The organism is Halobacillus sp. AWH4_228, assembly GCF_056158365.1.
On record NZ_JBSWTE010000001.1, the window covers coordinates 1,949,084 to 1,968,090 of the forward strand.

The 19,007-nt window shown below is 46.8% G+C and carries 23 protein-coding genes; 22 read left to right on the plus strand and 1 reads right to left on the minus strand.

Annotated elements, in window-relative coordinates:
* Positions 1–43: 43 nt before the first annotated feature.
* The 14 genes from ACXADP_RS09815 (at position 44) to ACXADP_RS09880 (ending at position 11,522) form a co-directional block, all read left to right on the plus strand.
* The gene (locus ACXADP_RS09815) at positions 44–1,345 is read left to right on the plus strand and encodes a pyrimidine-nucleoside phosphorylase (protein ID WP_474971357.1); all 1,302 of its coding nucleotides are present in this window, start codon (positions 44–46) and stop codon (positions 1,343–1,345) included.
* A gap of 137 nt (positions 1,346–1,482) precedes the next feature.
* Positions 1,483–2,655 carry a D-alanyl-D-alanine carboxypeptidase family protein gene (locus ACXADP_RS09820; protein ID WP_474971358.1) on the plus strand — a complete coding sequence of 391 codons (1,173 nt, stop codon included), beginning with the start codon at positions 1,483–1,485 and terminating at the stop codon, positions 2,653–2,655.
* Positions 2,656–2,747: 92 nt separating this feature from the next.
* Positions 2,748–3,113, plus strand: coding sequence for an anti-sigma F factor antagonist (spoIIAA, locus tag ACXADP_RS09825; protein ID WP_474968741.1), 366 nt, complete (start codon positions 2,748–2,750; stop codon positions 3,111–3,113).
* The gene (gene spoIIAB / locus ACXADP_RS09830; protein WP_474971359.1) at positions 3,098–3,538 is read left to right on the plus strand and encodes an anti-sigma F factor; all 441 of its coding nucleotides are present in this window, start codon (positions 3,098–3,100) and stop codon (positions 3,536–3,538) included. The genes spoIIAA and spoIIAB overlap by 16 nt, the downstream gene beginning before the upstream one ends.
* A 10-nt stretch (positions 3,539–3,548) precedes the next feature.
* Complete coding sequence (gene sigF, locus ACXADP_RS09835; RefSeq protein WP_474968739.1) at positions 3,549–4,295, plus strand: RNA polymerase sporulation sigma factor SigF; 747 nt, start codon at positions 3,549–3,551, stop codon at positions 4,293–4,295.
* Between the two features lie 126 nt (positions 4,296–4,421).
* On the plus strand, positions 4,422–5,039 hold the full coding sequence (locus tag ACXADP_RS09840; protein ID WP_474971360.1) for a stage V sporulation protein AA: 618 nt from the start codon (positions 4,422–4,424) through the stop codon (positions 5,037–5,039).
* The gene (locus tag ACXADP_RS09845) at positions 5,026–5,436 is read left to right on the plus strand and encodes a stage V sporulation protein AB (protein ID WP_027954479.1); all 411 of its coding nucleotides are present in this window, start codon (positions 5,026–5,028) and stop codon (positions 5,434–5,436) included. Before ACXADP_RS09840 ends, ACXADP_RS09845 begins: the two co-directional genes overlap by 14 nt.
* A gap of 22 nt (positions 5,437–5,458) precedes the next feature.
* The gene (gene spoVAC / locus ACXADP_RS09850; RefSeq protein ID WP_474968737.1) at positions 5,459–5,917 is read left to right on the plus strand and encodes a stage V sporulation protein AC; all 459 of its coding nucleotides are present in this window, start codon (positions 5,459–5,461) and stop codon (positions 5,915–5,917) included.
* A 12-nt stretch (positions 5,918–5,929) separates the two neighbouring features.
* Positions 5,930–6,946, plus strand: coding sequence for a stage V sporulation protein AD (gene spoVAD, locus ACXADP_RS09855; RefSeq protein WP_474968736.1), 1,017 nt, complete (start codon positions 5,930–5,932; stop codon positions 6,944–6,946).
* Entirely contained in the window at positions 6,943–7,293 is a 351-nt protein-coding gene (spoVAE, locus tag ACXADP_RS09860) for a stage V sporulation protein AE (RefSeq protein WP_474968735.1), read from the plus strand. Before spoVAD ends, spoVAE begins: the two co-directional genes overlap by 4 nt.
* A gap of 23 nt (positions 7,294–7,316) precedes the next feature.
* A complete protein-coding gene (locus ACXADP_RS09865; RefSeq protein ID WP_474968734.1) occupies positions 7,317–8,783 on the plus strand; it encodes a spore germination protein in 1,467 nt (488 codons plus the stop codon).
* 122 nt (positions 8,784–8,905) lie between these two features.
* The gene (gene lysA / locus ACXADP_RS09870) at positions 8,906–10,219 is read left to right on the plus strand and encodes a diaminopimelate decarboxylase (RefSeq protein ID WP_474971361.1); all 1,314 of its coding nucleotides are present in this window, start codon (positions 8,906–8,908) and stop codon (positions 10,217–10,219) included.
* The gene (locus ACXADP_RS09875; protein ID WP_027954473.1) at positions 10,216–10,650 is read left to right on the plus strand and encodes a peptidylprolyl isomerase; all 435 of its coding nucleotides are present in this window, start codon (positions 10,216–10,218) and stop codon (positions 10,648–10,650) included. The genes lysA and ACXADP_RS09875 overlap by 4 nt, the downstream gene beginning before the upstream one ends.
* Positions 10,651–11,156: 506 nt before the next feature.
* Complete coding sequence (locus ACXADP_RS09880; RefSeq protein ID WP_474968731.1) at positions 11,157–11,522, plus strand: GNAT family N-acetyltransferase; 366 nt, start codon at positions 11,157–11,159, stop codon at positions 11,520–11,522.
* A gap of 45 nt (positions 11,523–11,567) precedes the next feature.
* Here ACXADP_RS09880 and ACXADP_RS09885 read toward each other — a convergent pair whose 3' ends face one another.
* Positions 11,568–12,032, minus strand: a complete 465-nt coding sequence (locus ACXADP_RS09885; protein ID WP_474971362.1) for a DUF309 domain-containing protein — start codon at positions 12,030–12,032, stop codon at positions 11,568–11,570.
* A gap of 187 nt (positions 12,033–12,219) precedes the next feature.
* On the opposite strand from ACXADP_RS09885, the gene ACXADP_RS09890 reads away from it, so the two are divergent.
* From ACXADP_RS09890 to resB, 8 genes are all read left to right on the plus strand, one after another.
* Complete coding sequence (locus ACXADP_RS09890; RefSeq protein ID WP_474968729.1) at positions 12,220–12,975, plus strand: segregation/condensation protein A; 756 nt, start codon at positions 12,220–12,222, stop codon at positions 12,973–12,975.
* Positions 12,966–13,559, plus strand: a complete 594-nt coding sequence (gene scpB / locus ACXADP_RS09895) for an SMC-Scp complex subunit ScpB (protein ID WP_474971363.1) — start codon at positions 12,966–12,968, stop codon at positions 13,557–13,559. The genes ACXADP_RS09890 and scpB overlap by 10 nt, the downstream gene beginning before the upstream one ends.
* 139 nt (positions 13,560–13,698) lie before the next feature.
* A complete protein-coding gene (locus tag ACXADP_RS09900) occupies positions 13,699–14,769 on the plus strand; it encodes a D-alanyl-D-alanine carboxypeptidase family protein (protein WP_474972306.1) in 1,071 nt (356 codons plus the stop codon).
* A complete protein-coding gene (locus ACXADP_RS09905) occupies positions 14,757–15,347 on the plus strand; it encodes a nucleoside recognition domain-containing protein (RefSeq protein WP_027954467.1) in 591 nt (196 codons plus the stop codon). The genes ACXADP_RS09900 and ACXADP_RS09905 overlap by 13 nt, the downstream gene beginning before the upstream one ends.
* Complete coding sequence (locus tag ACXADP_RS09910) at positions 15,344–15,859, plus strand: spore maturation protein (RefSeq protein ID WP_474968726.1); 516 nt, start codon at positions 15,344–15,346, stop codon at positions 15,857–15,859. The genes ACXADP_RS09905 and ACXADP_RS09910 overlap by 4 nt, the downstream gene beginning before the upstream one ends.
* 126 nt (positions 15,860–15,985) lie before the next feature.
* Entirely contained in the window at positions 15,986–16,723 is a 738-nt protein-coding gene (locus tag ACXADP_RS09915; RefSeq protein ID WP_474968725.1) for a pseudouridine synthase, read from the plus strand.
* Between the two features lie 53 nt (positions 16,724–16,776).
* A complete protein-coding gene (gene resA / locus ACXADP_RS09920) occupies positions 16,777–17,328 on the plus strand; it encodes a thiol-disulfide oxidoreductase ResA (protein WP_474968724.1) in 552 nt (183 codons plus the stop codon).
* Positions 17,329–17,357: 29 nt separating this feature from the next.
* Entirely contained in the window at positions 17,358–18,992 is a 1,635-nt protein-coding gene (resB, locus tag ACXADP_RS09925; RefSeq protein ID WP_474971364.1) for a cytochrome c biogenesis protein ResB, read from the plus strand.
* The last annotated feature ends 15 nt before the right edge of the window (positions 18,993–19,007 follow it).

Below are 19,007 nucleotides of genomic sequence, written 5' to 3' on the forward strand. Positions count from 1 at the left end.
GTCACCGCCTGAAATTCTTAGTAAAAGCAAAGGGTGATAGGACATGAGAATGTATGATGTAATTGTTAAAAAACGTGACGGCGGGGAACTCACCAAAGAAGAAATACAGTTTTTTGTGGAAGGGTATACAAAAGGAGACATTCCTGATTACCAGGCGTCCGCCCTTACGATGGCCATCTATTTCCAGGGGATGACACAGGAGGAAACGGCAACGTTGACGAAAGCGATGGTCGACTCTGGTGAAACGATCGACCTTTCGGAAATTGATGGGAAGAAAGTGGATAAGCACTCGACAGGCGGTGTCGGTGACAAAGTGACCTTTATTGTAGGGCCTCTTGTTGCATCCATTGGTATTCCCGTTGCGAAAATGTCCGGGCGCGGCCTCGGTCATACAGGCGGGACACTGGACAAGCTGGAATCTGTCAAAGGCCTTGAAATTGAGATGAGCAAAGAGAAGTTCATCGAGAATGTCAACAAATTCAAGCTCGCGGTTGCAGGACAGACAGGCAATCTGGCACCAGCTGATAAGAAGCTTTATGCACTGAGGGACGTAACTGGAACAGTCAACTCCCTGCCTCTCATCGCCGGTTCAATCATGAGTAAGAAGATTGCATCCGGGGCAGACAGCATCGTTTTGGATGTAAAAACAGGAACGGGTGCCTTCATGAAGACGCTGGAGGATTCCGAAGCTCTTGCGCGTGAAATGGTTAATATTGGTAATAACCTGGGAAGAAAAACCGTAGCAGTGATCAGTGACATGAACCAGCCGCTCGGTTATGAAGTTGGAAATGCGAACGAGATTAAGGAAGCGGCGGAAATACTACAGGGAAGCCCTGTGGAAGACCTTCGTACACTATCCTTGGAAATCGCTTCCCATATGGCTGTCCTGGCTGATAAGTTCCCTAGTTACGAGGATGCATATGAAGCGCTGGAAGCCAATATTGAAAACGGCAAGGCATTTCAATCCCTGCGCAACCTTATTGAAGCACAAGGGGGAGATGTATCCATGATCGACGATCTCTCCAAACTTCCGCAGGCGAAGTATCAAGTAGAAGTAAAAGCCGACAAAGATGGATTCGTTTCAGCTATTGACGCGGAATCCATTGGTGTTGCCGCTATGTACCTCGGTGCAGGTCGTGCGACAAAGGATGATGAAATCAACCATGGCGTCGGAATTACGATGAAGAAAAAGATTGGTGATTCGGTAAAAGCGGGAGAACTTCTCGTCGTTCTTCTAAGTGATGATGAACAGCCGGAAGACTCGATCCAAAAGGTCCAGCAGGCGTATACGATTTCGAACGAACAGGTGGAAAAACCTACGTTGATCCACAACATCATTAAATAAACCGGAAGACGGAGTCCCAGTGGCTCCGTCTTTTTTTATGGGGATGATCATAAAAAACATGCGGCAAAGAGGTTTGTATAGAAGATCATGGAAAGGGAAAGCTAGGGGCACTTACAGCTATATGGGAGGTTTAGGGAATGAGAAAATTAATAGGTGTCATCCTGGCTATGTGTTTATCCGCCGCTGTCCTTCCGGCGGGCATATCAGCGGAGGAAAAGGCGTCATTGGATATTGTGAACTCAGCCAAATCGGCTGTGCTGATGGAAAAAAACAGCGGGCGGACACTTTTTGATAAGGATGCAGATAAGAAGCTGCCTCCAGCAAGCATGACAAAGGTCATGACGCTTTTATTGATCATGGAGGAACTGGAAAAGGGCGGAATCACTCTGGACGAAATGGTCCGCGTCAGTGAACATGCCGCATCCATGGGAGGGTCGCAGATTTTCCTTGAAGCTGGGGAGGAGATGACAGTGGAAGACCTTCTCAAAGGAATCGCCGTAGCTTCCGGTAATGATGCCAGCGTAGCAATGGCTGAACGAATTGCCGGTAGTGAAAAAGAATTTGTAGCGATGATGAACAAAAAAGCAGAGGCGCTCGGTTTAAAAAACACCCATTTTGAAAATCCGACGGGACTACCGGCTGAAAACCACCTGAGTACCGCCCGTGATATGGCTGTTATGGCCCGTGAATTACTTCTCCACGATGAAGTAACCACCTATACAAAGATTTATGATGATTACCTGCGTAAAGGACAGGATAATGAATTTTGGCTGGTGAATACGAACAAGCTCATCAAAACCTATCCCGGAATGGATGGTTTGAAAACAGGCTACACCTCCGAAGCGAAATACTGCCTGACTGCATCCGCCCAGCGGAATGATATGCATATGATTGCAGTCGTTATGGGGGCGGCCACCCCGAAAGAGCGCAATGCTGATGTTTCTAGTCTGCTGGACTATGGGTTTTCCCAGTTTGAAGGTGTTAAGCTTTATTCCAAGGATGATGCGATGACAACGCTGAACCTGACAAGGGGAGAGCCTCGTCAAGCGGTGTTGAAACCGGAGAAAGATGTTGTTGTTCTGAAGAAGAAAAATGACAAAAAGACAGATTATGAAACAGAGTTGAAGGTAGACGACAGTCGAAGTCTTCCCTATGAAAAAGGGGCGCACATGGGATGGGTTGTTGTAAAAAATGGTGGTGAGGAAGTCGCCAAAGTACGTCTGGAAACTACAGAACCAGTGGAAGAAGCAGGATTTTTCCAGTTATGGGAACGGTCCTGGAGGAATTTGACGAGCTTTCAGAGGTTTTAGCACTTTCCCACTAGTATTGTACCAGAGCAGGAAATGACTCAGAAAAGGACGAAAAGACTTAGGGACTCTTAAATGTCAGAGGAGGAATTCACTTGAGTCTTCAAAGTCAATTCGCTGTCAGGGAAAATGTTTTAATCGTTCGTTTAAATGGAGAGCTCGATCATCATGAAACAGGATACTTGAGGGAAGCCTGGCAGAAACATCTGGAAAATGAAGCGGTAGAACATGTGATCGTCAATTTGGAAAAACTATCCTTTATGGACAGTTCCGGCCTTGGTGTGATGCTTGGTCGTTATAAAGAAGTACAGGCTAAAGGGAATGTCATGGTCGTTTGTTCTGTATCCCCTGAAGTTACACGCTTGTTTGATATGTCCGGTCTATTCAAAATAATACAGCTGATGGATAATGAAGCCGCTGCACTGGAAAGTCTGGGGGTGGCATCATGCGGAATGAAATGACCCTTGAGTTTCTAAGTATCAGCGCCAATGAATCTCTGGCCAGGGTTTCCGTCGCTTCCTTCATCAGTCAGCTCAACCCGACGATGGAGGAGCTGACAGATATTAAAACCGTTGTATCCGAAGCGGTTACCAATGCGATTATTCATGGCTATGAAGAAAAGAGTGACGAAAAAATTGTTCTTACCTGTGCCATGGATGGAGAAGAAATTGAATTGATTATCAAGGACCATGGGAGCGGTATTGATAATATCGATCTTGCCAAGGAACCCTTATATACCTCCAAACCGGAATGGGAGCGTTCCGGTATGGGATTTACAATTATGGAGAACTTTATGGATCAAGTGGATATCACATCTGAGCCCGGGGTCGGGACGACCATCCGTATGACCAAGCAGCTGACGTCCACCCGTGCGCTCTGTAATTGAGGCTGCGCCTATGGGAGATGCCACTAAAGAACGTCTGTCGGATAAAGATGTAAAGGCATTGATTAAGAAAAGTCAGGCAGGAGATCAAGAGGCCAGGGATTTTCTTGTTGAAAAGAATACCAGGCTTGTTTGGTCGGTGGTGCAGCGTTATCTGCGCCGGGGGTATGATCAGGATGATCTTTATCAAATCGGCTGCATCGGTCTTTTAAAGTCCATTGATAAATTTGATCTTAGTTATGATGTGCGTTTTTCTACGTACGCCGTTCCTATGATTATTGGTGAAATTCAACGGTTTATCAGAGATGACGGCAGTGTCAAGGTAAGCCGCAGTCTGAAGGAACTGAATCATAAAGTCCGGGCGAAAAAAGAAGAGCTTTTAAAGGAATATGGCCGGTCGCCAACCGTCAATGAACTGGCCGGGGCTCTCGGTATGTCCAAGGAGGAAATTGTCCAGGCAGAGGATGTCGGCCGGGCACCTCAGTCCATTTATGAAACCGTTTATGAAAATGAAGGAGACCCCATTACCCTTGTTGACCAAATCGCTGAGGAGGATGACAGCTGGTTTGATCAGCTTACACTGCAGGATGTCATGAGCCGGCTGGATAAACGGGAGCGTCTCATCATTTATCTCAGGTATTATAAAGACCAAACACAAACAGAAGTTGCTGAGAGGCTTGGCATATCACAGGTCCAGGTGTCCCGGCTGGAGAAAAAGATTCTGGCGGATATGAAAGCTACCATGAATGATACGAGTTAAAGGACTGCGCCTGCTGAAGGTGCAGTTTTTTTATTGGACACCTGCTGCAGCGAGGAGAGGGTGGCGTATGATTTCCGCTGCACCACGCATAATAAACGTATCTAACCATTACAGGGGGCGTGAAAGATGACAGCACCCGTCTATATTCGTCTGAAGCAGTCCATTTACGTTCATCCTCAGGCAGAAATTCGTCTTAAGGATACGGCTGCAATCACAGGGGCTGAACAGCAGATCGCCCCTTTGAAGGAAATCGTTCTGCATGCCGTGACACCTGAGGACCAGAACATTGTCGTCATTGACGCGTTCATGATTGTGGAGCAGATCCTTCATCAACAGCCTGGTACAGAAGTCCAATTGATCGGCCCATCCTGCTGCGTCGTGCATATAGAGAAACACGGGAAGGAACCGAATCCCATGTTGATCAGTGCTATTTGGATCTTATTATTTATCGGAGCCGCCATGGCTATTATGAATTTCCATTTCGATGTCAGCATGCAGTCCGTGCAGCAGAAGCTGCACTTGATGCTGACAGGACGGGAAGCCGAATATCCATTATGGATACAAATTCCTTATTCGATCGGACTGGGAATCGGTATGATCTTATTTTTTAACCATTGGTTCCAGAAAAGGTTCAATGAAGAACCGAGTCCCATGGAAGTGGAGATCTTTAACTACCAGGAGGATCTGGATCATTATGTAGCCATTAAAGAAAATAAGGTGGAAAAAAAGGATGTGGATCGTTGAAATCTTAATCGGACTGGCTTCAGGGATTGCCGTCGGCACAGGATTTGTAGCATTCCTGACTGTCCTCGGTATTGTACCGCGTCTCATGCAGTTGAGCCATTCGGAATCAAAGTTGAGGCATTACGAATGGGCGGTCATCACTGGTGTGTTTTTCGGGATTTATTTATCATTTGGCAGCTTTCCTCTTCAGATGACATGGTGGGGGCTCGGCGTGTGGGGGCTGTTTCATGGGATCTTCATCGGTATGCTTGCAGCGGCTCTCACAGAAGTGTTGAACGTTTTTCCTCTGCTTTTTAAAAGGATAGGAGTCGATGGTTATCTCTTTACGTTATTAATGGCGCTGGTGCTTGGGAAAATCGCAGGTTCGCTGTTTCAATGGATCATTTTTGTCAGATAATCCGCAAATTGGAGGGATATGTATGGATAAGCAGCCTTTGAATGAGCAGAATTTTGAACATGCCGTCAAATCCTATCAACCGAAGCCGCCTTATGTAATGAACTGCATAAAAGCATTCATTGTAGGCGGCCTCATCTGTGTGTTCGGAGAATTGTTATCACAAATGTATATACATTGGTTTGACTATAATGAAGAAAATGCAATGAATCCTACAGTGGCCACCCTTATTCTCTTAGCAGCGCTCGCGACAGGTTTTGGTGTTTACGACAAGCTGGGGCAGTTTGCGGGGGCTGGATCGGCTGTACCGGTGACTGGTTTCGCCAACTCGATTACGAGTGCAGCCCTTGAACATAAATCAGAAGGCCTTGTTCTCGGGGTGGCGACCAACCTGTTTAAACTTGCGGGTTCGGTCATTGTCTTCGGTGTCGTGGCTGCTTATGTTTTAGGGATTTTCCGATACCTTTGGTCACTTATATTCTAGGAGGAAACAGGAATGGGTAAAGCTGGAAAGCACACATGGACATTTTCCAATCAAGTTTATATACAGGCTTCAGGTACAGCTGTCGGACCGATGGAAGGGGAAGGGCCTCTCGGGTCGACGTATGATGTAATCCATAAGGAACTCCATTGTGGAGAATCCAACTGGGAACTGGCGGAAAGGAAGCTGATGTTTGATGCGGTATACGCGTGTCTCCAAAAAGCAGGAGTCGATCAGTCCGCCATCGATTTGTTCCTTGCGGGTGATCTTCTCAATCAAAACGTGACTGGAAATTACGTGGCCCGCCAGCTTGGTATTCCCGTTCTCGGCATGTTCGGTGCCTGCTCGACGAGCATGGAGACCCTGGCGTCAGGCGCGGCTCTTGTCGACAGCGGGTTTGCAGATCAGGCTTTAGTAGCGGTGAGTTCCCATAATTGTACAGCCGAACGCCAATTTCGTTACCCGACGGAATATGGAGGACAGAAGCCGAAAACAGCGACGTATACGGTAACCGGAAGCGGTGCCGCTCTTCTTTCCAGGACTCCTTCCCCTGTTCAAGTTGAAGCGGCAACAATCGGAAGGGTGATGGATTATAACATCAAGGATCCTTTCGATATGGGATCCGCTATGGCTCCGGCGGCATGGGATACGATTAAAACCCACCTGGAGGATATGGGGAGAATGCCTTCGGATTATGATGTGATAGCGACGGGGGATTTATCATCTGTAGGTTCGCCGATTTTCAGAGATATGATGAAGCAGGATGGGTATGACCTTAGTGAAGTCCATAAAGACTGCGGCATGCTTGTCTATCACAGCGATCAGCCTGTATTTGCCGGGGGGAGCGGCTGTGCCTGTTCCGCTGTGGTCACGTATGGAAAACTGCTAAAGGATTTGATGGACGGAAAATATAACAAGGTGCTCGTCGCAGCCACCGGAGCTTTGATGAGTCCGATGATGATTCAGCAGAAGGAATCGATTCCAGGTATAGCGCATGCAGTTGTATTAAAGCGTGGGGAGGGAGCCTCATGACCTTTTTATGGGCTTTTATCGTAGGGGGAGGAATCTGTGTCATCGGCCAGATCCTGCTTGATGTATTCAGACTGACACCTGCCCACGTGATGTCCTCCTTTGTTGTGGCGGGGGCGGTTCTCGATGCTTTCGACATTTATGATAAACTCATTGAGTTTGCAGGGGCGGGGGCTACGGTGCCGATTACCAGCTTTGGACATTCCCTTCTGCACGGAGCGATGGAACAGTCGGAAAAGCATGGGTTCATCGGAATAGCTGTCGGCATTTTCGAACTAACGTCTGCAGGAATTGCCTCTGCCATTTTGTTTGGCTTTATCGTTGCTGTGTTTTTTAAACCGAAAGGATAATGATGCCTCAAGGAGTGAAAGGAATGCCGGATCAAAAAGAAGCACCCATCGTTATGAAACTGGAACAGAATAGAAAAGCAATGAACGAGAGGATAGGGGTTGAACAATCCTTTGATCTTGGATTCCGCACCGTTCATATTCTTGGAACAGAAGTCAATGTGTATTATGTGACAGGTCTTGTAGAGACACCCATCATAGTAGAAATTATGAGGCAGTTGTTCGAATTGAATGAAGGTTCGGAAAAAGAGGATTCCATCCGCTCGCGGATCAAGAACGATATTCCACACCAGCAGGTGGAATCCTCTTCAGATATGAACCAGTGCATCACCCAGTTGTTATCCGGGCTGATCATCATTTTTGTAGAAGGAGAGACAGAAGCGTTCATCGTGGATGTCCGTACCTACCCGGGCCGTACACCGGAAGAGCCGGATACAGAAAAAGTGATCCGAGGATCCAGGGACGGATTCACTGAAAATATTATTGAAAATACTGCTTTAACAAGGCGGAGAATTCGTGATGAACGTCTTCGTCATGAAATTCTTCAAGTAGGAGAAAGGTCAAAGACCGATATCTGCATTTCTTATATCAAGGATGTCGCAGATCCCGGGCTTGTCGATTTGATTAAGAGTGAAATTAAAAACATCGATATCGATGGACTTTCCATGGCGGATAAGACGGTTGAAGAATTCCTCGTCAAGCAGGGGAGGAACCCGTTTCCGCTTGTCCGCTATACGGAGAGACCGGATGTGGCATCGTCCCACTTGTTTGAAGGGCACGTCGTCATTATGGTGGACACCTCCCCGAGTGTGATTATTACGCCGACGACCTACTTCCATCATGTTCAACATGCGGAGGAATTCAGGCAGGCACCGGCCGTAGGTACATTTGTCCGCTGGGTGCGCTTTTTTGGAATCTTTTCATCCATATTTGTACTGCCGCTCTGGATGCTTTTCGTAATGCAGCCGGATCTGCTCCCTCAGGCGCTGGCTTTTATCGGCCCGAATGAAGAGACGGCCATACCGATCATTATTCAAATTCTACTTGCGGATCTCGGTCTCGAAATGCTCAGGATTGCCGCCATTCATACCCCGACACCGTTATCGACAGCTATGGGTCTGATTGCGGCCGTGCTGATCGGGCAGATTGCTATTGACGTGGGAATGTTTGTCCCGGAGGTTATCCTCTATGTAGCCGTTGCCGCAATCGGGTCCTATTCCACTCCCAGTTATGAATTGTCCGTGGCCAATAAGATGGCCCGTGTGCTGTTTGTCATTTTAGTAGCCGCTTTTGGTATCAAAGGTTTAATGATCGGTTTCCTTGGTTTCGTTCTACTACTGGCTCATACAAAATCGCTGAACACGCCTTATCTCTGGCCTTTCCTGCCTTTCAATGCCAAAGCAGCGCTGCAGATTATACTGCGGCTCAGTATGCCGTCACTCAAGGTGCGGCCGAGTGTGGTCCACCCTCAAAATAACCAGCGGCAGAAATAATCATATTGCCGGTCTTTCAGCAATGTGATAAATTATAGACAATTAAAAAATGTCCTTTACCAATAAAGGGCATTTTCTTTTTATTCCAAGTACATACGTTTGAACAAAAAAGGCGGGATGGTATGAATCACGAAGTAAATGAACAAGGGCAGCTTATGATTGCCGGAGTGCCGGCAAATGAGCTCGCCCACCACTACGGCACGCCGTTATTTGTCTATGATGTCGACCGAATCCGTGCGAATGCGCAGGCGTTTGTACGTACATTCGAAGAATATAACGTTCCTGCCCAGGTCGCTTATGCCAGTAAAGCTTTTTCTTCCACAGCGATCCTTCAAGTCGCCCATCAGGAAGGGCTGAGCCTTGACGTCGTTTCACAGGGAGAGCTTCACACTGCTCTCGAAGCAGGTTTTCCAGTAGAAAAAATCCATATGCATGGAAACAATAAGAACATCCAGGAAATTGAGATGGCTGTGCGCTGCGGCATTGGATGCATTGTTGTCGATAACTTCTTCGAAATTGAACTGCTGAGCGCTGTATTGAAAGAACAAAATAAAACGATGGATGTGCTTCTTCGTGTTACACCAGGGATAGAAGCGCATACCCATGACTATATTCTCACAGGTCAGGAAGATTCCAAGTTCGGGTTTGACTTGAGCAGCGGCCAGGCCGAGGAGGCGTTTCAGAAAGTCCAGGAAGACCCGAATATACACATGAAGGGACTTCACTGCCACATCGGTTCCCAGATATTTGAAACGGATGGTTTTCAAATGGCTGCCCAGCGCCTATTCCGCACCCTTCACGAGTGGAAGGACACCTATCACTATGAAGCTTCTGTCGTCAATCTTGGTGGAGGATTCGGGATTCAGTATACGGAAGAGGATCAGCCGCTTGAACTGGATCAGTACGCACACGCTCTTATTAAAGAGGTGAAAGCCTTATCCTGTCAGTTCGACTACCCGATGCCTGAGATCTGGATTGAACCCGGCCGGGCGATTGTGGGAGAAGCGGGTACGACCCTTTATACAGTAGGTTCTGTGAAAAACATTCCGGACGTGCGGACTTATCTATCAGTTGATGGGGGAATGACGGATAACATCCGGCCTGCTTTGTATAATGCAAAATATGAAGCCGCCCTTACGGAGAAAATGAATGAGCCTAAAGAAAATACCTATTCAATTGCCGGGAAGTGCTGTGAATCCGGAGATATGCTAATATGGGATGTGGCGCTTCCTGCTGTTGAGCATGGAGATACACTTGCAGTTTTCAGTACAGGAGCGTATGGTTATGCTATGGCAAGTAATTATAACCGCTTTCAAAAACCGGCAGTTGTGTTTGTGGAAAACGGGGAACATCAGCTGGTCGTCCAAAGAGAAAGTTATCAGGATATGACCAGACTGGATTTGTCATACGAGAATGGAAAGGGGAAAGAGAAATGAAACAAGCAACGATTCAATTTGAAAACGGTGAGAAAATGGTGGCTGAGCTTTATGAGGAAGCTGCGCCGAATACGGTAGCCAATTTCGAGAAACTGGCCAACGATGAGTTTTATGACGGCCTGACTTTCCACCGTGTTATTCCTGACTTTGTCATTCAGGGAGGCTGCCCGAACGGAACAGGTACTGGTGGTCCTGGATATACAATTAAATGTGAAACAGAAGGAAACCCGCATAAGCACGAGCGCGGATCCTTGTCTATGGCCCATGCAGGCAAGGACACAGGAGGAAGTCAGTTCTTTGTCTGTCATTCTCCGCAGCCTCACCTTGATGGCCGTCATACGGTATTTGGAAAAGTCATTGAAGGTGTGGATATCGTTGACCGTGTACGTGTCGGTGACGTTATGCAGAAGGTAAGAGTAGAAGATAAATAAGGTATTGGATGAGCCGGCTTGAAAAGACAATGACCCATTGTTGGATCAGCGGCTCCTCTTTTTCTGTCCGGCGGGGAGGAAAAGAGCGGTTACATCTGCTTATGAAATGAACGGTGAGTCATTCATTGAGAGAGGGAGACGTAAGGTGACCGGGTGTCCGCCTGATTCCCGTCACAGGCGCCATGCTGTATCATCACTCTTAAGTAGTCTGTTGCGCTTGTGGAGAGAGGGTTGAATATTTTATCCTGTTGCTATATTCTTATTGAACGGGGATAAGAAATTCGTTCGACCGGGGGATACAAGATGAAATGGAAAAACTGGACACTGTTTACCATTCTCGCTTTATTCAGCATTGGCTGGGGCCTGTTTTACTGGTTTGGCATTGTTATGTAAAATCGTGGTGTCCGGCCTGACAGACAAGTGGACAATTACTTGAATAGAATGATATGACTTAAATGTATGTGGATAACCAATACGATTAGTTATTTCATAATTGAGGGGTTAATATGCTGATTCGATATAAAAAATCTTTTGAAAAGATAGCTATGGGTCTGCTTTCCTTTATGCCGGAAGTTACAGACGTCCGCAATCTGCAGGATGTCATCCGGCGGTATGATGCAGATCCTGACTGGTATCTGTTTTTATGGAAAGAAGAAGATATTCTGGGGGCGGTGGGCGTCCGTCTGGAGGACGGCAGAGCCGTCGTACAGCACGTCTCCGTTAATCCATCCCACCGTAATCAGGGGATTGGACGCAGGATGATTCAAAGCATCCGTCTTCACTTTAAAGATCAATGTGAAATCTGTGCTGACACAGCTACAGAAACGTTCATTGAAAAATGTGATGAGGAAAGTGCTTCTTCCCAGTTGTAAGATAAAAGAGGTGCCTCTGCGGCACCTCTTTTCTCATGGGGAAATTTATCTTCTGCGCTTATGCTTATGAATCAGTCTTTCATCTTCCATCCTGCTGGGTGATCCGAATGCCACTCCCCAACTTTGACAGATTTCATCAACATCCTGTAAAAGCTGTGGGTCCGTAATGGAAAAGTTCCAGCTTACATAGGGTTCACCGCTGCGTACACGACAGAGTTCTGAGGAAAGCTTTTGTTCCATGTGGACTGGATCAATCCCCAGATGTACAAGGGATTCCCGCTGTGCAGGCATATGATGGACGCACCTTTTTAAAAGAGTGACAGCGCCGTTTTGGTTGCCCCGCCGGTCATGGTACATAGCCACAGCTGTTTGTATAAGCAGAACCCATACAGACTGTCGGTTGCCGGGGTCTGTATTTTTCCAGTGCTCCTCGAGCACTTCATGGCATTCAAAGTAATCCCTTGTCCCATGAAAATGGGCCAGAAATTCCAAGTAAAGAGAAGGGTACATTGCAATTACTCCATTTCAAGCGGAAGCCTGTTGGTCCGCGTCATTTATTCGAAACCGGCGTGCCCGCTCTCTATAGTTTATAGGATACACCCATTCATCTACAAGGGGCACCGTTTAGACCACCTGTTGGCATAAGAACATTTCTGATATGATAAAAGTGAAGAATCAGTGGTAAAGGAAGAATAACATGACAAAAAGCTACCAAGTGAAAGTGGAAGGCTTCGAAGGGCCTCTGGATCTTCTTTTACATCTTATCAATCGATACGAAATTGATATCTATGATATTCCTGTTTCACAGATAACGGATCAATACATGCATTACATTCACACGATGCAGGAATTAGAACTTGATCTTGCCAGTGAATATTTGGTGATGGCTGCAACACTGCTGGCTATAAAGTCACAGATGCTGCTTCCTCAGCCTCAAATGGAAGAAGATATGGAAGATATGGAACTCGAAGAAGACCCACGGGAAGAATTGATGCGGCGCTTGATCGAATACCGTAAATACAAGCAGGCCGCGGATGAATTGAAGCAGAAAGAGCTGGATGCCAATCGGATCTATACGCGTCCACCTTTAAGTGTAGAGGACCAGGAAGAGGAAAAGGCGGAAGTCCGTCCGGGAGAAGCATCGATTTATGATATGATCCAGGCCATGGGCAGGCTGATGAAACGTAGTAAAGAAAAACAGCCCGATGAAGCCAGGGTCCGGCGCGATGAAATTCCCATCCAGATGCGTATGGACGAAATATTACATCAAATGCAGCGTTCGCCAGAAGGGACTCCGTTTTACCAGTTGTTCGAAAAACGGACGAGGCCCCATATTGTCGTTACGTTCATTGCCCTTCTTGAGTTAATGAAAAGCAATGATATTACCTGCGTGCAGCAGAAGCATTTTGAAGAGTTAATTGTGTTTAAGATGGAGGATGCCCCATGGAATTAGAGGAATACAGAGCAATCATAGAAGGGGTGCTGTTTGCCTCCGGTGAAGAAGGAGTGCCGAAAAAGAAGTTGATGGATTTGTTGGGAATAGACAAATCTTCTGTAGATGATTTGATTGAGAGTATGCAGGAAGCTTATATGCATCCATCCCGGGGGCTGATGATTATGGAGTCCCAGGGAACCCTGCATCTTACAACGAAACCCGAGCATGCGTCCTACTACAAACGTCTGCTGGATTCCCCGAGCGCAACCAGACTTTCGCAGGCGTCTCTGGAAGCGCTGGCGATCATCGCATATCAGCAGCCGATAACGAGAATTGAAGTGGACGATCTGCGCGGGGTGAAAAGTGACCGCTCTATACAAACCCTTGTCAATAGAGGTCTGATTGAAGAAAAAGGACGCAAGGACGCTATTGGTCGTCCAATTCTTTATGGAACGACGAAGGACTTTTTGATTTACTTTGGTTTGACATCGATCGACGACCTTCCACCTCTTGAGGACCTGCAACACCCTGAGGATATGGCAGGAGATGCCGATCTTTTCTTTGAAAAATTTGAGAAAGATCCATTAAATGATGAAGACTGACACTTGCTGCTCCTGATCCAGGGGCAGCATTTTTTTACGACTGGGCGGGAGCTTCATGATTCATATGCCTGTACATTCAGGCATAAGGTGTAGCAAACGACTAGAATGGGAGGAGCTCCTCTTGAAAAGGTGTTTATATATGATTTTGACCGCCCTGCTCGCTTTCCAATGGTTTAGTTTACACCCGGTTCAAGCTGAAGGAGCGCTGTCTGTATCAGCCGAGCACGCGGTTTTGATGGATGCAGCATCCGGACGGGTCCTGTATGAAAAAGATGCCTACGAACCAGCTTTGATTGCCAGTACAACTAAAATCATGACGGCGTTGATTGCCGTTGAATCAGGCAAAATGGATGAGAAGGTTTCCGTAAGTAAGAGAGCCGTGTATACAGAGGGATCTTCCATTTATCTAACAGAAAAAGAAAGTATCCGCTTAAAGGATCTTGTTTATGGTCTCATGCTCCGGAGTGGGAATGATGCAGCGGTTGCTATAGCTGAACATGTGGGAGGAAGTGTTGAAGGCTTTGTCCAGATGATGAATGATAAGGCCGCATGGCTCGGGATGAATGACAGCCGGTTTGAAAACCCCCACGGCCTGGACGGGGAATTCCATCTTTCGAGCGCCTACGACTTAGGCCTGCTGATGGCTTATGCAATGAAAGATGAAACGTTTCGTGAAATTACGGGAAGCGAATCCTACCTTTCAGAAAACAGGGACTACGCGTGGATGAACAAGAACAAAATGCTCACTCAGTATTATGATCCGACAAATGGTGGAAAGACAGGTTTCACCAAGGCAGCAGGACGGACGCTGGTCACCTCTGCTGCTAAAGAGGGAATGGAATTGATTGCGGTCACTTTGAATGCACCGGACGATTGGAATGATCATAGAAACATGTTCGAGTGGGGATTCGCCCATTTTGAAACCGTCCTTCTGCAGAAGAAAGGCACGGTGAAAGTGGGGGGAGAAACCTATTATGTACCGAGAGATTTAGCTTATCCATTACTTCCATCTGAAAAAGAGCAGTTGGAGGCCGTGTTTTACCCTGTAGAAGAAGGGGCGGAAATCATGGCAGGGGTTACTTATTACAAGTCGGGCCGCGTCCCAATCGTAGAAGCAGCCGTTTGGAAAGAACGGCCGTCGCAGTCTTTTCTGCGGGAAGTCGGTGATTTTCTTCACCGGATGATGGGGGTGGCGCCATGGTCAACCTGATCTGGGCGCTTCTTGCAATCATCGGTATTGTTTATGCGGCATTCAACGGCACAATGAAAGAGGTCAACCAGGCGATATTTCAGACGCTGGATGAGGCTGTTATGATTACGATCAGTCTCGCGGGGGTGCTGGTGTTCTGGCTTGGGCTGATGAAGATCGCGGAAGAAGCTGGATTGTTAAGAGGACTTGCTGTGTTATTTAAACCTGTAGTCCGCCGGATCTTTCCAGATATCCCGGACAACCATCCTGCACTTGGATACATTTTATCGAACATGACGGCCAATATGTTCGGGCTGGGGAATGCAGCGACGCCGATGGGGCTGAAGGCGATGAAGGAATTGAAGGATCTATCCGGTTCGGACCATGCCAGCCGTTCCATGATTACCCTGCTTGCCCTCAACACATCCTCGTTAACGTTGATTCCTACAACCGTTATAGCGGTCAGGATGAAATATGGATCCTCTGACCCTACATCGATCATCGGGGCTACCATACTGGCCACAATCATTTCCACCTGCGCCGCCCTCTGCATCGACCGCTATTTTTATTACAGGAGAAAGCGGAGGCTTGGATTATGATCAGTATATGGCTGATTCCGGGAATCATCTGCCTCGTACTGGTCACGGCTACCATAAAAAAGATTCCCTCTTATGAGGTTTTCGTAGAAGGGAGTAAGGAAGGGCTGCAGATTGCTGTGTCCCTGCTGCCCTTCCTTCTAGGCATGATGGTATCCATCGCCGTCTTTCAGGCCTCAGGAGCTATGGGAGCGGTGCTCGTATTGTTCGAACCCGTTATGAATGCTTTCGGCGCACCGGAGGAAATTCTGCCGCTGGCTTTTATCCGGCCCATCTCGGGAACGGCCGCATTGAGTATGACAACAGAACTGATCCGCACGTTCGGCCCTGATTCTTTCATCGGCTATCTGGCATCCGTCATGCAGGGAAGCACAGATACTACGCTTTACATCATCACCGTCTATTTCGGTGCTGTAGGAATCAAGCGGATGGGCGATGCATTGAAGGTTGGACTCCTTGCAGATTTAGTTGGTATACTGGCATCAATCATAATTGTGATCATCCTATTCCAATGATAGGATGATTTTTTTGTTCAAACCTATATAGAATGTGTATAATGTAAATGGTATGTTCACTTGCTTAAGGAAAGCTGCAGGGGACATGAGAGATTTTAGAAACAGAAGAAAGTTGGTGACGGTCGTATGGCAGAGAAGGAACGACTACAAAAGGTGATCGCCCATGCCGGTGTTGCATCACGAAGAAAAGCAGAACAGATGATTTTGGATGGAAAAGTGAAAGTGAATGGTGAAATTATCACGGAACTTGGAACAAAGGTTGGAAAAAACGACGATGTTGAAGTAGAGGGTGTCCCAATCGATAAAGAGGAACCTGTCTATTTCATGCTCTATAAACCAAGAGGTGTGATTTCCAGTGTAAGCGATGACAAAGGCCGGAAAGTCGTAACAGACTTTCTTCCTGAAGTGAAAGAGAGGATTTTCCCGATCGGACGCCTGGATTATGATACATCCGGCTTGATCCTGCTCACTAATGACGGGGACTTCGCTAATATGCTTATGCATCCCAGCCATGAAGTCAACAAAGTATATATCGCAAAAACGAAAGGGATTCCGACGCCGGAACAGTTGAAGCAGTTGAAAAAAGGGATCACGGTGGACGGGGAGTATTTAAAAGCTGTCCATGCAAAAATCAACTCTACGGATTCCAGAAAAAATACAGCAATCGTTCAGGTTATTCTGCATGAAGGGAAAAACCGTCAGGTGCGCCGTATGTTCGATACCCTCGGTTTCCCGGTAGATAAACTGAAACGTGAACGATACGGAACGCTGGACCTTAAAGGGCTGAATGCCGGAGATTATCGTCCTCTGAAGCCTTTTGAAGTGAAACAGCTGCGCCAGCTCGCTGAAGAAAATGTTGAATAACGTTCATATTTTGACTTTCCAATCGATGATATAATGATCTGGGAGTGACGGCTATGAAAGAGAAAACCATCCGGAAAAAGAAAAAAAGGCTGATCTTCCGGGCTGCCATGCTGACGGTTATGATTGGCCTTGTCGTTTTTGCTCTCGTGGCAAATGGAAAAGATGATCAGGTGGCTGTTGCCAAAGGGGAAGAGGCGCCTGATTTTCAATTGAAGAAATTCGGTACGGAAGAAACGGTTCAATTGAGTGATTTGGAAGGGCAGGGAGTCATGCTGAACTTCTGGGCCACCTATTGTGGTCCGTGCAAGGATGAGATGCCTTATATGGAAGAGTTATACGCCGAGTATAAGGAAAAAGGTGTGGAGATCCTTGCCGTCAACCTGGATTCAACAGAATTGGTTGTAGAAAACTTTGTGAATGAATATAACCTCTCCTTCCCGATTCTTCAGGATAAAAAAGGACAGGTGATGGATCTGTATAACATCGGTCCGATCCCTTCGACCTTATTCATCAATCCGGAAGGTGATATTGAAGAGCAGGTGATCGGCCCGCTGACATTGGAAAAACTGGAGGGGTACCTGCAGGAGATTTCACCAGAGGAATAGAGTCTACTTATATATTGTGAGGTTTTATTATGAATGAGATTACCTGTGAGTGTGGACACGTAAACCCCGAAGGTACCGTTTTATGTGAGTCCTGCGGAAAACCGATCGAGGGGAATCAGCATATTGACGGCAATGATCAGAAGGAATTGCTGAACATGCGCTATGATGGCAGTGCCCGCAGGTCCCAGACGTATAACCGGACGATGGTTGATAAAATATGGAATTTCTTTTCCTCTGTTAAAGTGGGCGTTTGGCTCATTTTTATTACTGTCATAGCTTCAGCAGTAGGAACGATTTTTCCACAGGAAGTGTTTATACCTGGGAATGCTGATCCGGCCATCCACTACCGGGATCAATACGGAATCGCAGGTCAGATTTATTATCAGCTTGGTTTTCATGATTTATTCAGTTCCTGGTGGTATATGCTGCTGATTGCCATGATCGGTATTTCCATCGTTATTGCGAGCATCGACCGATTTTTTCCTCTATACAAAACCTTGAAAAACCAGAAGCCGAAACGGCATGAGTTGTTTATGAAGAAACAGCGGGTGTTCGGAACGACAGAAACTCAGAAAGTGGATGTGGAGCGTTTCAAAACCAACCTGAAGAAACGGCGTTTTCGTGTGTTTGAACAGGATGGTCATCTGCTGGCGGAGAAAAACCGGTTTGCCCGGTGGGGACCGTATGTCAACCACATCGGCCTGATCATTTTTCTGATCGGGGCTCTTCTCCGATTCGTCCCGGCTTTTTATGTCGATGAATTCATCTGGGTCCGGGAAGGGGAAACCATTTTAATTTCCGGAACGGATGGGCAGTATTATATTGAAAATAAAGCTTTTACACTGGAAACGTATGACAAGGATAATCCTGATGATGCCCGGTTTAAAGAAGCGATTGAAAATCAGAATGGAGCCATTCCTAAAACCTTCCGGACGGATGCTGTGATCTATGAGCGCACCAATTCGGATGTCCCGGGAGCTGAACCGGAGCTGGAGCAGGTCAAAGAAGGGGCATCCACGATGAACAATCCTTTGAAATTCGGTGATTATGCCCTTTATCAAGCCAGTTATCAGCTGAATGAATTCAAGGAAATGTCCTTTAAGATTCATGACAAGGATGACGAATCGACCAACTATGGAGAATTCACCGTCGATCTGACAGATCCTCAATCTACATATGAACTGGACGGAGGCTACAGGGTGGAAATCGCCAACTATTTTCCTGATTATGAACTGGAAGATGGGGAACCGGTTTCCGTGTCGAAGTATCCAAGGAACCCGGCCTTTGTTTTTCAATTATTTCCTCCAGGGGAGTCTGAACCTGAAACCAGTTTTCTCGGTATAGGAGCCAATGTTGATGCTGGTGGTGAAAATGAGTACAAGCTCGGTCTGACTGAATTTGATGTCAGGGATGTGACCGGTCTGACCGTGAAAAAGGATGAAACGCTCTGGCTGATTGCTTTTGGAGGCGCTGTCTTTATGATCGGTGTTGCCCAGGGCATGTACTGGAACCACCGCAGAATCTGGCTTCAGCCTAGAAGTGATGGTGTCTGGATTGCAGGGCATACGAATAAAAACTGGTATGCATTAAGGATGGAGATTGATAAAGCGATTGAGGGAACAGGAATAGAAGCTCCCGTCGATCAGCACGAAATGAAATCATAGAGTCAGGAGGATGAA

Bases quoted from the DNA above. Each gene is read 5' to 3' on its own strand.
- ACXADP_RS09815 (WP_474971357.1), top strand. From the start codon at position 44: ATGAGAATGTATGATGTAATTGTTAAAAAACGTGACGGCGGGGAACTC.
- ACXADP_RS09820 (WP_474971358.1), top strand. From the start codon at position 1,483: ATGAGAAAATTAATAGGTGTCATCCTGGCTATGTGTTTATCCGCCGCT.
- spoIIAB (WP_474971359.1), top strand. From the start codon at position 3,098: ATGCGGAATGAAATGACCCTTGAGTTTCTAAGTATCAGCGCCAATGAA.
- sigF (WP_474968739.1), top strand. From the start codon at position 3,549: ATGGGAGATGCCACTAAAGAACGTCTGTCGGATAAAGATGTAAAGGCA.
- ACXADP_RS09840 (WP_474971360.1), top strand. From the start codon at position 4,422: ATGACAGCACCCGTCTATATTCGTCTGAAGCAGTCCATTTACGTTCAT.
- ACXADP_RS09845 (WP_027954479.1), top strand. From the start codon at position 5,026: ATGTGGATCGTTGAAATCTTAATCGGACTGGCTTCAGGGATTGCCGTC.
- spoVAC (WP_474968737.1), top strand. From the start codon at position 5,459: ATGGATAAGCAGCCTTTGAATGAGCAGAATTTTGAACATGCCGTCAAA.
- spoVAD (WP_474968736.1), top strand. From the start codon at position 5,930: ATGGGTAAAGCTGGAAAGCACACATGGACATTTTCCAATCAAGTTTAT.
- spoVAE (WP_474968735.1), top strand. From the start codon at position 6,943: ATGACCTTTTTATGGGCTTTTATCGTAGGGGGAGGAATCTGTGTCATC.
- ACXADP_RS09865 (WP_474968734.1), top strand. From the start codon at position 7,317: ATGCCGGATCAAAAAGAAGCACCCATCGTTATGAAACTGGAACAGAAT.
- lysA (WP_474971361.1), top strand. From the start codon at position 8,906: ATGAATCACGAAGTAAATGAACAAGGGCAGCTTATGATTGCCGGAGTG.
- ACXADP_RS09875 (WP_027954473.1), top strand. From the start codon at position 10,216: ATGAAACAAGCAACGATTCAATTTGAAAACGGTGAGAAAATGGTGGCT.
- ACXADP_RS09880 (WP_474968731.1), top strand. From the start codon at position 11,157: ATGCTGATTCGATATAAAAAATCTTTTGAAAAGATAGCTATGGGTCTG.
- ACXADP_RS09885 (WP_474971362.1), bottom strand. From the start codon at position 12,032: ATGTACCCTTCTCTTTACTTGGAATTTCTGGCCCATTTTCATGGGACA.
- ACXADP_RS09890 (WP_474968729.1), top strand. From the start codon at position 12,220: ATGACAAAAAGCTACCAAGTGAAAGTGGAAGGCTTCGAAGGGCCTCTG.
- scpB (WP_474971363.1), top strand. From the start codon at position 12,966: ATGGAATTAGAGGAATACAGAGCAATCATAGAAGGGGTGCTGTTTGCC.
- ACXADP_RS09900 (WP_474972306.1), top strand. From the start codon at position 13,699: ATGATTTTGACCGCCCTGCTCGCTTTCCAATGGTTTAGTTTACACCCG.
- ACXADP_RS09905 (WP_027954467.1), top strand. From the start codon at position 14,757: ATGGTCAACCTGATCTGGGCGCTTCTTGCAATCATCGGTATTGTTTAT.
- ACXADP_RS09910 (WP_474968726.1), top strand. From the start codon at position 15,344: ATGATCAGTATATGGCTGATTCCGGGAATCATCTGCCTCGTACTGGTC.
- ACXADP_RS09915 (WP_474968725.1), top strand. From the start codon at position 15,986: ATGGCAGAGAAGGAACGACTACAAAAGGTGATCGCCCATGCCGGTGTT.
- resA (WP_474968724.1), top strand. From the start codon at position 16,777: ATGAAAGAGAAAACCATCCGGAAAAAGAAAAAAAGGCTGATCTTCCGG.
- resB (WP_474971364.1), top strand. From the start codon at position 17,358: ATGAATGAGATTACCTGTGAGTGTGGACACGTAAACCCCGAAGGTACC.